9 protein-coding genes are annotated in these 13,483 nt (G+C 57.2%); 6 read left to right on the top strand and 3 right to left on the bottom strand.

All coding sequences use genetic code 11. The annotated features are described in order from the left end of the window. Positions 1-35: 35 nt before the first annotated feature. From ACQUQF_RS17860 to ACQUQF_RS17870, 3 genes are read right to left on the bottom strand one after another with little or no spacing between them, the layout of a single operon-like run. The gene (locus ACQUQF_RS17860) at positions 36-1,301 is read right to left on the bottom strand and encodes a DNA double-strand break repair nuclease NurA (protein WP_435180488.1); all 1,266 of its coding nucleotides are present in this window, start codon (positions 1,299-1,301) and stop codon (positions 36-38) included. Beyond that, entirely contained in the window at positions 1,301-4,012 is a 2,712-nt protein-coding gene (locus tag ACQUQF_RS17865; protein WP_435180489.1) for an AAA family ATPase, read from the bottom strand. The genes ACQUQF_RS17860 and ACQUQF_RS17865 overlap by 1 nt, the downstream gene beginning before the upstream one ends. Beyond that, positions 4,009-5,529: a metallophosphoesterase family protein gene (locus tag ACQUQF_RS17870; protein WP_435180490.1), complete on the bottom strand. Its 1,521-nt coding sequence runs from the start codon at positions 5,527-5,529 to the stop codon at positions 4,009-4,011. Before ACQUQF_RS17870 ends, ACQUQF_RS17865 begins: the two co-directional genes overlap by 4 nt. 69 nt (positions 5,530-5,598) lie before the next feature. On the opposite strand from ACQUQF_RS17870, the gene ACQUQF_RS17875 reads away from it, so the two are divergent. The 6 genes from ACQUQF_RS17875 to ACQUQF_RS17900 all read left to right on the top strand — a co-directional run bounded on the left by ACQUQF_RS17875 (position 5,599) and on the right by ACQUQF_RS17900 (position 11,266). Continuing rightward, positions 5,599-6,720 (top strand): ArsR/SmtB family transcription factor, encoded by a 1,122-nt coding sequence (locus ACQUQF_RS17875; RefSeq protein WP_435180491.1) that lies wholly within the window; start codon positions 5,599-5,601, stop codon positions 6,718-6,720. Continuing rightward, complete coding sequence (locus tag ACQUQF_RS17880; protein WP_435180492.1) at positions 6,713-7,432, top strand: hypothetical protein; 720 nt, start codon at positions 6,713-6,715, stop codon at positions 7,430-7,432. The genes ACQUQF_RS17875 and ACQUQF_RS17880 overlap by 8 nt, the downstream gene beginning before the upstream one ends. Beyond that, the gene (locus ACQUQF_RS17885; protein ID WP_435180493.1) at positions 7,429-8,295 is read left to right on the top strand and encodes a DUF2797 domain-containing protein; all 867 of its coding nucleotides are present in this window, start codon (positions 7,429-7,431) and stop codon (positions 8,293-8,295) included. Before ACQUQF_RS17880 ends, ACQUQF_RS17885 begins: the two co-directional genes overlap by 4 nt. Continuing rightward, on the top strand, positions 8,292-8,846 hold the full coding sequence (locus ACQUQF_RS17890; RefSeq protein WP_435180494.1) for a hypothetical protein: 555 nt from the start codon (positions 8,292-8,294) through the stop codon (positions 8,844-8,846). The genes ACQUQF_RS17885 and ACQUQF_RS17890 overlap by 4 nt, the downstream gene beginning before the upstream one ends. Then, on the top strand, positions 8,843-10,900 hold the full coding sequence (locus ACQUQF_RS17895) for a Piwi domain-containing protein (protein ID WP_435180495.1): 2,058 nt from the start codon (positions 8,843-8,845) through the stop codon (positions 10,898-10,900). Before ACQUQF_RS17890 ends, ACQUQF_RS17895 begins: the two co-directional genes overlap by 4 nt. A 153-nt stretch (positions 10,901-11,053) precedes the next feature. Then, positions 11,054-11,266 (top strand): hypothetical protein, encoded by a 213-nt coding sequence (locus ACQUQF_RS17900; RefSeq protein WP_435180496.1) that lies wholly within the window; start codon positions 11,054-11,056, stop codon positions 11,264-11,266. Positions 11,267-13,483 lie beyond the last annotated feature (2,217 nt).

Raw genomic sequence — 13,483 nt, forward strand, 5'->3', positions numbered from 1 at the left:
CGGTGCTTCAGTCGTCGCCGTGGCGAAAGCGTTCATCATCGGCGGCGGAGTTCCTTGCTGAGTGCTTTGGCGTTCCATTCTAACGGGACATCGTTCGATTCGGCCCAGCGCTGCACGACCCGCTGGAACTGTTGCCGATCCTGATGATCCAGTACCGCATCGCTATCCACCTGCTGGAGGATTTCCGGATAGCCACGCCCGATACCGGCCTCCGCTCGGACGATCTCGACGGTGTACTCGAACATCGACTCATATCCGTCAGGACCGTCGCTGCGGCAGAGCCACCCGGGGAACTCGATACGGTCAAGCCCAGCGCCTGGCGGCACATTCAGGTACGTGAACAGGATATCGTCGCGGAACTCGTACGTCTCTCCCTCGTATGTTGCCTGTAAGGCGTCAATACTCCCGTCACGTTTCGAGATGAACGGGAGCGTGATGTCTCCCCACGGACTCATCAACTCTGTCAGCACGTGCGCGTCCGGAATGACGCGATCATCTTCGAACTCCTCGCGCCACAGGAGTCGCGTCATTTTCACCAGTTCCGTTGCGCTCGACCCAGCAACGTATCCCACCAGTGGAATTTCGTGGTGCTGACTCGCCGCAATTACTCGACTCAACGTCGAGAGGTATCGTTCTCGGGTTTCGGGTTTTAGCGGGTTCGCAAACGACGCGATCAACGGCCCGTCGTAGAACACGACCGGCGTGCGTTCGATGTCGCCCGCATCACGAGCAGCGGCCAGATCCGACAACTTCTCGATCAGGAGTTGCCCCTCGTGTTCGTAGCGATGATGACCGACAAGCTGCGAATCGACGAACCGGTAATCGCCGTCCTCCGATTCTTGTGTCACCTCGTCAGGCGTCAGTAGCCGTCCTTCGACGCCTCGGTCAAGTCGGCCTTCCGCGTGGTGATGATTCACCGCCCACGCCGATTGCACGTACGCGACCGGGACGTTGAACTGCGTGGTCGGCGGGAGCTGTGACCCGTCGACAGCCATTACGGGCACATCTCGGACGATGTCGCGCGCCCACTCGTTGACCTCCTCATGGTTTTCCCAGCCGTCACTCTCCGGATATGGAACGATGATGCTGGTCGCATCATCGAACCCATCCGTTGGGTACGCGCCGGGATACGACGTGTCCTGTAACGCCGTTCGAATCTCACGGCTCGTCCACTCATCCGGGAGCCGCTCGAATGCATTCTGGTATCGTTCGACGATTCCAGAGTCGTCTTCTAGATACGCTTCAATCGTCTCGACGTTGGCTTCTAACTCGCTGGCGACCCCCCGCTTGTCAATTGGCATTAATTCACCGTCACCTCCGACGTCTGCCGGTCTTTCGCCACGGAGATCGTGTAGTCCGTCATCGAATCGAACGTCTCGTCGTGACTGATCACGGTGAGCTGCTCGAAGCTATCCAGTTGCTTCAGCTGCGAGACCAAATTCCGTTTCTTCTGCCGGTCGAGGTTCGCCGTCGGCTCGTCAAGGAACGCGACGCCAACCGACGCCAGCTGTTCGAGGATGGCAAGCCGCACCGCCAGTGCAGCCGCCATCTTCTCACCACCACTTAGCGTCGAGAACGACTTCTTCACGTCCGCGTCGTGGACGACGATCTCGTAATCACTCGTCCACTCAAGCGTTTCTGCGGAGGCACCTCGGATCGTCCGGAACAACTCGTTCGCCCGCGCCCCGATCCGGTCGGTGATGATCTCTCGCATCTTCGGCCCTGCCTCCCGAACATTCTCCCGGACCCATTCCGCGAACTGGTGATCGGCTTTCAGCTCCTTCAACTGTTGGAGCTTCTCTTGCCGCTCCTCCAACGCCGTCTCTAAGCGCTGGATTTCCTCGCGCGTCTCGCTGAGATTTTCCCTCTTTTCTTCGAGCGAGCCTTTCGCTCGCTCTATCTCGCCTTTGATGTCCTCGATGTCCGACTCAAGCGCCTGAAGCCGCTCCTCGTCGAACGCTGCTTTCGTCTCTTCGAGTTCGGCTTTCGTCTCCTCAAGGGCATCTTCGAGTTCGGCCAGTTCCTCTTCCGTCTCGTTGACGGCCTGTTGCCGTTCCTCTACCTGGGAGGCCTGTTGCTCATGCTTGATGTACGTCTGATACGCCGACTCGGTCTTCTCCAGTGTCTCCTTGACTTTGGCCAGTTTCTCGTCCAGCCCTTCGTATTCCGCCAACTCGTCGTTGATCTCCTCCAACTTCGAGTTGGCAGCATCAAGATCTGCCCGTTTCTCCTCTAATTCGTCAGGGACGTCCGCGTGCTCCTGCACTCGGAACTCCGCAGTCTCGTACTCGTCATACGCTTCCTGCAGCTCATCCCGTTCTGCTTCGAGTTCTGGCAGTTCCGCCAGTTCCTCTTCGAGTTCCTCTAGGGTCTTCTCCGTCTCCGACTTCTCTGACTGGAGATCCTCGATCTCTCCTTCCAACGATTCGATCTTCTCACGGTGAACCGGGAGCTTATCGGCACGTTGCTTGACGTTTCGGGCCTCCTCCCGACGGTCGCGTAGATCGGAGAGCTCCTCGCTGAGCTCCTTACGTTCTGTGTCGATGTCTTCGATTCGTTCTTCGCGCTGGTCGATTGCGTCCGACCGGTGTTCCTCCTTCAGTGGTCGGTCACACGTCGGACACGGCGCATCCACATCCGTATCTCGCAGCCGCTCCAACTGCTCTTCGAGCCGTTCCCGTTCGTTCTTCAGTTGCTGCCGGCGCGCCTTCCGCTCGTTAATCTTCTCGTCAAGTTCTCCCGGACGCGTCGTTGCCTCCCACTCTTCCTCGATGGCCTCAACTTTCGCTTCGAGCGACTCCACCTTCTCTTGCTTCTCGCTGATATCTCCGGCGAGATCGTCGATTCGTTCCTGTAGTTCCTTGACCTCGCCCTCACGCTGCTGTAGCGAGTTGATCTTCTCGTCGAGTTCTTCGTACCGCTGTTTCTCGTCCTCGCGCTCCTCCAGCGTTTCCTGCGCCGACTGCAGCGTCTCTAAGTCATCTTCAAGCTGGTTTACCTCGAATTCGACCGACGAGACCTCCTGTTTCTGCTCGTCTTTCCGCTCAGCAAGCGTGTCCCGCTCGTTCTCTCGTTCCTCCAGCTCGTCCTGCCGCTCACTCGCTTCCTCGTGCTGGCGATACCCCTCACGGTTCTCCTCACATTTCTCCTGTGCTTTCTGAGCGGCGCGAAGTTCCTTCTCTGCAGTTTCCAGCTCTCGCTCGGTAGCCTCGATCTCCTGCTCCTGTGACCGCACCTCCTGTTCGAGGCTGTCGATTTCATCCTGGACGGCTTCTAACTCTTCGTGTTCCGTTTCTTTCTCAGTCAGATCGTCGGTCTTACGCTCAATCTCGGCTTCGATTGATGCGACCTCGTCGGCCAGCGATTCCGCTTTCGCCCGCTTGTCAGGCAGATCCTGTACGGTACTCGTGAGCCCTGCAATCTCCTCACGGAGCTTCTGTTCCTCCTGCTCAATCGCAGCCGGAATGTCCTTGAGCCGATCCCAGGACTCTTCGTACGCATCCAGATTCAGCAGCGCATCGAACTTCTCCTTCCGAGGCTTCGGATTGTCCGCAAAGTCAGAGAGGAACCGCGTCTGTGGAACGCCAATACACGACTCCCACAAGCTCTGCAACTCCTCTTTGTCCTCAACATCGAACCGGGCGCACAACCATTTGATGAGTTGGGATTTGGAATCGATGTCTTGGTCGATCCACTCGTCACCTTCGGAATCGTACCGGTGCACGCCGTAGTTTGATCGACCAGCCGACCGCGTCACGCGGAAGCGCTGCTGTCCCTTTGCCGTCTCCTGCACGAAGGTGACTTCGACAGTCCCGGAGCTCGCGCCCTCCCGCACGAAGTCCTTGTTGTTGAACGGCAGCGAGTCGAATAGCGCGAACCCAATCGCTTCTTGGATCGTCGATTTCCCCGCGCCGTTTTCACCAAGGATTGCGGTCACACCGCCTTCAATCGGCACGACTGTCCGTCCCTCGTACGACTTGATATCCTCTAACGCTACCTCAGTAATCTTCATTGCTGCACCACCTCCGCTTCATCGCTGACCTCTCGACTGGGTTCTTCATCTCCGGACCCAGTCTCCCTATCGGGACCCGTGTCCGAGAAGGGGTCCTCATCGATGTCAAGCACGATGTTGTCCGTCAACTCAGGGAACAGTTCCTGCCGTGCGGAGCTCACCGAATCGTGGATATCTTCGACTGCCTCCTCGGCCTGCGCCATTTGGTGTGCGTTCCCCAGGACGTCGGCGACGTCTTCCGCGTGGTCATCGTAGATCGATTCCTTCGCTATCGTCTCGAACACCCGGTGTTCCAACGCATCCGTGTTCAACCGTCCATCTTGGAACACTTCCTCCTCGTCGATCTCGGAGATCAGTTGCTGAACGTCCGCCGTCCGGATCCCCGTATTCACCTGGACGTACAGGGCATCGCACTCATCTTTCAGCCACTCCGCGAGCTCATCCGTTCGGAAGTCCCCGCGACTGAACTGTAACGTCCCGGTGAACCGAAGATCAATGATCGGTGCTCTGGGGTCACCATTCGCCGTGAACTCCTCCTTCCCGCAGTACTCGTCAATCTTCGATTGCTCCCCACGGACGTATTCCTGGAATTCAGTTTCGAGCTCGCTTGGCGAGTCGTACGGCGTCACATCGAACTCAACCTGGTAGTACGGCCGTCGCTTCGTCGAGTGGTGGTCCACCTCGTACTCGACTGAGTTTTCACCCTCGTCTCCGTTGGAAGACAGGGCAATTGAACAGTAACCGTGCTCCCAGTCGTGGCGACCCTCGCGCGTGTTGTGCGCTTCTGGGGAGCCAGGATTATAGATCCAATCAGCAGCCTCGTACCGCTTGTGAATGTGCCCGAGCGCCAGGTAATCCACGTGCTCTTTCACATCCCGGAGTTCTGCGTGCGTCATCGTCCCGCCGAGCGTCGGGACCTCATCCTCCATTCCAAAATGCGCCAGCAATACGGTCGCCGCCGGTTCACCGTGCTCGGCATTCGCCGCTTCAATCCCGTTTGCCACCTGTTGCAACGCCTGCCCTGTTCTCGCGCCTCGCCACTGGAGCCCGAACACTCGAACTGGCCCGTCCCACTCCTCTACCTCGATATCGTAGAACCCAGCGCAATCTCCGGGGTCACTCGGGTCGTATGGGTCGAACCGAGCAGTTTCCGGATCGGCCTCTAGATCTGCTTTCAGAAACACGATGTGGCCGCGCCGATGCAGGTAATTCAGCCACGTCACCTCGCGTGGCGTCAAGTTCTCGTCGTGATTTCCTCGGGACACTAGCACCGGCACGTCGTCCGGTAGTCGGCTCAGTTCTCGTTCCGCCTGGTCGAGGACCTTCGGTCGGAGATCCCGCGAGTGGAACAGGTCTCCAGGTAACAGGACCGCGTCCGTGTCGTGCTCCTCGACCATCTCTCGGAAGGCAGTACGCGTCGTCGACACCATGTCGTCTTCCCGCTGTTTCAACCCGTACTGTCGGTGGCCGAGGTGCGTATCCGCGATGTGAGTAAGCGTCAACATGGTGGCTAACACAGATAGTCAATAAAAGCAATAGGTTTTAATAGTTTTGGGTAACTTGGATAGTTTGAGGAGTTGGAACCGATGGAACCGGGTAACGAAGACGAAGACAAGAAAAACCGCTTCCGAGAAGCCTTCGAACGCGGACAACAGGGGCACGTCGGAAGCTACGAAGTCTGGTTGTCGGATCACGGGTTCCAACCAGAACGAGCTAGCCGCGAACGGCTCACAGAATACTTCCAAAATCACCCTGAAAAAGCAGTCAATCACGAAGACGCACTTGACGAGGTCGGTGAATACGCGGGCTTCGTAACTCAGCAACAGGATGTCTATCACACCCCTGTAATCGGGCCGTCAGGAATCGGGAAGACCCAATTACTCCACACCGTCGTATCGTTTCTCACGGAACTCTCCGAGGATATCGATACGAAGTTCATTGACGCGCGGGATCTCGGAAAGAAGGCCGACGAAGGATTCCTTCTCGATAAGTTCGCTCACGAATTGACCGAACTCGAATCCCCAATCGTCTGCATCGATGACTGTGGGTTAGACAAACGAATCGAAACCTCACTCAGCGAGCTCCAACAAGCTGTGGACAGCGGCCTATTCGTAACGACTTGGACGCCCGAACGGTGGGGTGTCAACCGAGGACGAGTCCAAGACTCCCTCCCACCCTCGAAAGAACTCTACCTCGATGCGTTCCCTCGCAAAGACACCGACGAAACGCTGCGCATCATCTTCGAGGTGCTCTCGGAGAACGAGTTTACACTCCCTTCGGAAACTGTGGGCCGCATCCATGAGCTAAGCGAGGGGATCCCGCGCTTAATTCACGTCCTCGCGTTGGAGTCACTCCAAGAGGCCTTCCGGAAAGAACTGGAGCCAGGGGACGTAGCAGCCACGAATTCGGCCGCCGACCGACTCCACTTGGCTGATGCGACCGAACGCGTCCAGGACCTCTCGGAGTCGAAGCTCACCGTGTTGAAACAGATCCTCCAGCTCCCAAATGATCGCGGTGTCCAACCGAGTACGTTAGTTGAGGAACTCCACCGTGACAAATCGACCATCTCCTATCACCTCAGGGAACTCAGCGACGCGGGATTTGTAGAACGCGACCGAGAAGGTCGCCGCGCGTTCTATCGGGTTACCGAGACCCTGGAACCGTTCATCCAACGACGAATCAACCAGGAGGCCGAATTCGATGGCTAGTTACAAGATTGTGCCACTACGGGACGAGAGCATCGACATGGAAGCAATCGAAGCAGGGATCAAGACGACCTCGGCGTTCGACTCAGACGTCGACCTTCGCAGCGGAATGCTTCCACAGACGTTCACTAAGGGAGCTGATGGGCTATGCTGGGCGGAGTACGGTCGTGAGACGTACTACGACCTAACTACGCTCGAAGGCACCAAACAAACGAAACGCGCCGAACGGTACGCGGTCCTCTTCCTCCAGAACGGTTACGTTGCCATCGAAAAGGCAACGAAGGAGGTCGAACAGGAGATTCTCACGACACTCGCGGCGGTTCTCGACGAGGACGTGAAATTCGAGACAGTAGAGTTCGATGAAGAGGATCTTCGGACAGTCATCGAGGAATCTAGTCGCGTCCAACGTGTCGACGTCAATCCCAGCAAGCGTGAACGACCAGACCACGTGTCGGCCCAAGACAGGGGTGACCTGAGAGACACGGACTGGTGGGAGCAATACTTCGGGGATCCATTCGAACAGGTCCGTGTCGATCTCCCTGACCGAAACATCGAGGTCGAAGTCGGGTTTGACGATACTGGTCGCATCACGCTCTACGGCCGCGAGATCGAGATGGCAATCCAGTCTGAGGCAATGCGATACCTGACCGATGAGATCATCGATCCGTACCGGAGCCCGACTGACTTTCAGGGTACTCTCGGAGGGTACAAATGACGGCTCAGCAACTGGCCGACCTGGACTCTCGGGCGACCGTGAGTGGTCACCCGACGATGGTCTCCTGGTCTCGGGGGAAACCACGGCTGTACCTCGCAGACACGAACGGGCCGGTTGACCTTGCAGGTCTCGTCGGAGAAGAGATCCGCGTCGACGTCCATCCCGGATTCCGGTGCCAGCACTGTGGGGACCGAGCGGACGACTCCCCGTGTCAAGAGTGCCAGTCGAAGCCGCCCTTCCAGCAGTGCGTTTTCACGCCCGGAACGTCATGCGAGTATCAGGACTGCCCGTTCCCGTCGTTCAAACGGCGGTCCTGCGCGCACAACTTCGTCGTCTACCTCGTCGCCAAAGACAGCGTGAAGGCTGGAATCACGCAAGCAGATCGCGCTGTGAGTCGTTGGGCGGAACAGGGCGCGACTCACGGCATGATCGTCGCTCGGACACCGAATCGTCGTGTCGCCGGGATCGTTGAGGACGCGTTGGAGGATGTCGTGTCGACCGAATCGACGAAGGAGTGGTACGAGGCGCTGGACCAGCCCAAAAACGCGCTCATGGAAGCCGTTGATTCGTGCCGGGACGTCCTAACAGGACCTCTGGAACCGTTCTCGACACTCCCCAGTGACGAGACAACCGTCGAAGACCGGATTGTTTCACTCCCGGTTCACTTCGCCGGGGACGATGCGACCGTCAGCACCCTTCCAGAGCTCACCGTTGACGAGGGGATACAGTCAGAGGTTCTCGGAGTCCGAGGTCAGATCTTAGCGACCGAGGACGCTGTCGTGAACTTCGACCATCTGAAAGGGAAACAGGTCACGGTCGAAGCGTCTGCCGAATGTCTCCCACCAACGGAGGCCGCACAATGAAACCAATCAACCTCGACGAAAACTCACTCAACGACGTACCGGTCGGAGACACCTACGCCGTTCGATTCACGCTCGACACAGTCTTCGACAACGAGGGTCAGTACCCACGCCGCAACTTGAAATTCACAGATGGCGGCGGTGACGACCGAACCATCACGATGTGGAAGAACTCCGCACCAGCGGAGATCTACGACGAAGACTACGACAGAGGAGCCACCTACCTCATCACCGCTGTCGAGTACGATATCGACGAAGGAAACGACGGGACGGAATATCAGAACCTCACCGTCCAGAGCGATGCCAAACTCCTCGAAATGGAGGGCCCCCGACTACCGAGGAAGCCCTCGAAGACGGGCTCGCCGAAACCCCTGACACGTCCGCCGACAGTGGAGACCACGGTCTCACGACGTTCCGTGCCACAGATGATCTACCGGACTACGACGTCTACGAGTACGAACTCGTTCCGAAGCGAGGATTCCGACCCTCGGGGCAGAACACGCTCCGGGCGACGTACAAGGCCCGTCGCAAAGTCCGGCAACAACTCGATGTGACACCGGTCGTCGTCGGCAGCGCGTTCAAGCTCGTGTCCCTAGTAAAACTCGCGCACGAACACGTAGATCTTCCCCGCTTCGAAATCAACGAGGTCGGCACCCGACCGGTCGTCTACGCGGACGAGGATGACCGGGAGATCCTGGGTGAAATGCTCGGTGAAGTCCTGAAGGACGCGAAACGCGACCAGTACGACATCCACGGCATCGATAAAATCCTGGAGATTGACCCGGTAATCGAGAAAGAAGGATTCCGGCTCCACGAGCGGTACAACCTCACCGTCGAGGTGCTCCCCACGCGTGCCGCCTACCTGCACGTCGATTACCGCCACCGGATCCTCTCAGACCGGACGCTCGACCAACTCGACGACGACGAGATTCGTCCCGGACTCCGGGTGACACCCTCCTACCGAGACAGGGGGCTGTATGTCATCGGCGTCGGCCCAGAAACCGTCACCGACAAGCTCCACATCGAGGGCAACAAGAGCCTCGTTCAGTATCACCGAGAGGAACCCTGGGTCGATCCAGCGAAAGTTAACGAGATTGAGGACGCGGACCGGGAAGTCATCTGGACAGTTCGCCAGCGTGGCGACGGGACCGAGATGGCGTTCCCACCAGAACTCCTCGCGCTCCAAGGCCATCCTGAGAACCTCGCTCGATTCGCACCGGACTTCGCAGAGAAACAACGGCTCAATACGCGCCTGTCCGCTCAGCAGTGCATCTCGAACGCAGAGAGCTTCGTCGAAGAGCTCGGCCCACTTCAGTTCGACGGGCACACGGTTGAGTTCGGATCGGACCCGCTGCTCGGGGATGAGAACATCTCCGTTCAGGGGCTTTTCGATCCAGAAGCAGACGTTCTCCAGTTCAGTGACGGGCAGACCGGGACGCACCCGAGTGACGTCACCCGCCTCGGAGTGTACGAAGCACCGGATCCCTTCCGTGTGTGCCACATTCGGATGGAAAAACGGGACGACCGGATCCAACGGGGCTGGTCCACGCTCCAAAGCAAACTCGAACAAATCGGAGCCCCGCCAGACAGCGTCGAAGAGGTCACCTTCGACGCGACGATGTCAGCCGACCAACTCGGCATGGAGCTCGCCGCTGAAATCCCGGACGACCACGACTACGACGCCGTCTTCTGCACGCTCCCGCCGAAGAACACTGGGTACTTCGACACGGCAGATCCCGAGCGTGTCTACGACGAGGTGAAGAAGGTCCTCGCCACGAAGGACCTCAACAGCCAGTTCGCACACGAAGCGACGCTGGACGAACGGTTCACGATCATCAACATCGCCCTCGGACTGGTCGCGGCTGCAGGCGGGATTCCGTTCACTATCGAGCGGGCGTTGCCAGGGGACTCTGAACTCCACCTCGGTATCGACGTGACTCATCAGTACGACGAATCAGCCGACGGGAATCACATCCATCTCGCAGCCGCAACTACCGCGATTCACGCTGACGGGGCCGTTCTCGGCTATACGTCATCCCGACCGCAGTCCGGGGAGAAAATCCCACCGAAGGAACTCAAAGAGATCGTCAAGCAGGCGGTGATGGGCTTCCGAACTCGGTACGACCGGTACCCGAACCACATCACGATCCATCGGGATGGCTTCGCCAACGAAGACCTCAGCGACGTCGAGCACTTCCTCTCCGACCTGGACGTCAAGTACGATGTCGTCGAGATTCGAAAGCAAGCCCCGGCCCGCGTCCTGAAATACAGCGGCGCTCACTTCGACACGCCGCAGAAAGCGACCGCAGCCATCTACGAGGACCTTCCCAAAGCCATCGTCGCTACCTTCGGCGAACCTGAAACCCTCGCCAGCAGAGAAAGCACCGGACTTCCCCAACCAATCACCGTCGAACGCGTCCATGGCGATACTCCCATCGAGACGTTAGCCGCACAAACCTACCTCCTGTCACAAGCGCACATCGGCGCGTCCAACGCCACTGCCCGCCTTCCAATCACCACGATGTACGCAGACCTGGCAAGCGCCGCTGCCGCTCGCCAACACCTCCCACCAACGAACAAACTCCGAGACAAGATCGGGTTTATCTAACAGACACCCATAACAGGAGATTCTGACTGGACAACGGACGGCGATACTCCCTTGGAGTTACTGACACTCCCTGCATGAACGCTCAACCGCGTATCACAGCCCGCCGTCCGGGACGCCGTCAAACAAGGCCGCAAAGACAAACTCGGCCTCTTCATGATCACCCAAAACCCCGAAGACATCGACGACGACATCCTCAAACAAACCAACACCAATATCTTCCTCGGCCTCCGCGAAGAAGTCATCACCAAAGTCCCCTCCATCCCCGCGGCTACGAACAAGACCTCCAACAATACGGCAAAGGCCAAGCCGCCATCAAAGCCCCCGACGTCGAAGCCGTCGAAGTCACCGGCCTCCCCTACTGCCTGACTCAGCACAGTAACTGAGGCCACTCTTCATCAACGTTCGCCAAACCAGCCAACTACTCCGCGTGGTCGCTACCAGACAGCACATGAGACACGTCAAAAGTCCAAGATAACCAAATCCCGAGATCGGATAGGTTCGTTTGAGTTTTGAGAGCGCAGTCGTACGGCATTCCACCAGTGCGGGCATATCCTGTCGTTTCATATGTGCTGCCGGTCATCCCACTTTCAAACGCTACTAGTGTTCACGCTATGTCTGCCTCGCCCCGATCACACATGCAACTAATTGCCGTTCCTCAGCACTGCACTCATAGTTCAAATGCCTAAACCGGTTGTACTTCGGTTGGTAATCTATAAACTATACTCATGGTGACAAGCCCACTGTTTCCCAGATAAACCTATGACCAGAGGACCTGACCCCTCCGTCTCCACGTTCGAGTTGCTGTCCTTTTTTGCTGAATCAACCGATCCTGCTTTCACGGCCAAAGAGGTCGCAAATGAACACGACAAAACGCGCCAATGGGCCGATCGCCGTCTCAAAGAAATCGCATCAAAGGGCTATTTAAATAGCAAAAATCCCGGCGGTCGCGCCCGCATTTATTGGCTTACTGAGGCCGGTGAACGATATCTGTCCGAGACAGAAGGTCGGGATTAATTGCTACTCCGGATTGCTGCGCTAGCATCATATTCGAAAACCTTTGCTATTGAGCAAAGGTTTATGTTGGTGGCGATCTACGTATCAGATAGTAGCGGTCATACCTTCCACACTTGGAGCCCCCATTTAAATAGAAAATTTCGTCCTTTGGTAAGTGACAGAATTTTATAAACCCTCTATCAAGTAATTGACTGTGCAGATCGCCGTGTCGTCCTATTGTGAGATTGATCTAGGTATAAGTAAACACACAAATCTCAAAAGGAGAGCTTAGTATATTACATTACCAAATATTCTAATTTAAACTCGGATCCCAACTCTGATTAATAGCTCTGTCGGCACAACCTTGATTTTTGAGAGCCCGAGAATTTGAGAATGGTAATTTATCCTACACCCGAAACCCTGCCAAAACATCAGGAAAATTATGGTTGTCAACTCTCAGCGGGGTTATATTGGGGCTCACTTATATACTGCTGGTATCCGAGCGGAGCTCGGACTCTATTTTGCTGTCCCACGCGCGCGACGAGGTGCGGTGCGACTGACCCACTAACGTATTACTGCCAGGGGTTCCCCTCGTGGTTCACTGACTGGAGCCTCTAATACATACCTCTGTTATGGATCCAAATATATCACATATACATATATAGATTGGAACGAACACATTGGCCAGGGCTCACCCCCTAATCTATGCAAATCATCACTTGTGGGGTTTCTACTGCGGATATTGTTTCTGTCATCGAGGGGGAGAAAAACCAGCGGCTCTTAGGACCTGTAAGGTCATCGCACTCACAAAGTGTGTTGACCGCTCCCCCGGCCCACCGGGAGCCAACCACCGGGCCGGGGGGAAAGTAAATCCTCGGCCAGGAGGGGAATACCGCTCCTGCCGTAGTCATATCTAAAGGCTACGGCATCAAGACGCTTTCGGTAGCTATGTTTCTCTCCGACGCCGGGGTCCGAAAATTCCCATTTCGGACCGCTCTGCTTCAAGCAGGCATGTCAGCTCACGGCTACGTCGGGAACTCAGGTGGCCACTGAGGGAGAGACGTGTTACTGTGAGCGGTGGCCTGAAACAGCACGCTCCCACTCTGTGGGAGCGCTAAGGAGTGGATAGTACGCCCTTCGAGGTCGGCAGCAGTGATAACACTGCTGGCGGCTTCCGTCCACCGGTACTGTACACATCTAGTGTACTATACCGGTGCCTCTCTCGAAGACGAGTCTCAAAATCGAGGTACGGGGCCCGGCAGAAACCGACTCTGTTAGGGTACCTCACAGCGGCTCGTCGACGAGGGAGTCCCCAGGCGGATCGCCGCGCTACGCGCGGCGTGAAATCAGGGGAAAATACGAGCTACCGCTCCCTAACCAGCCACGGGCGACCGGCACCCCGTGGCTCCGGCCCTGCCGGCTGGCTACTGTGCCACAGTTTCCCATCAATGGAACAGGACGACGACGACGGACCTTAGGTCCGCATGACAGCAACCGCATCGTACGCTAACTAACCCCTGACGGCACGCGGTCTTCTCCATTCGACATCGATCCTCCGCGAATGGTCGCTGTCGGCTGTACTCCAGAGGC

Source organism: Halorussus sp. AFM4 (assembly GCF_051194995.1).
Lineage (GTDB): Archaea > Halobacteriota > Halobacteria > Halobacteriales > Haladaptataceae > Halorussus.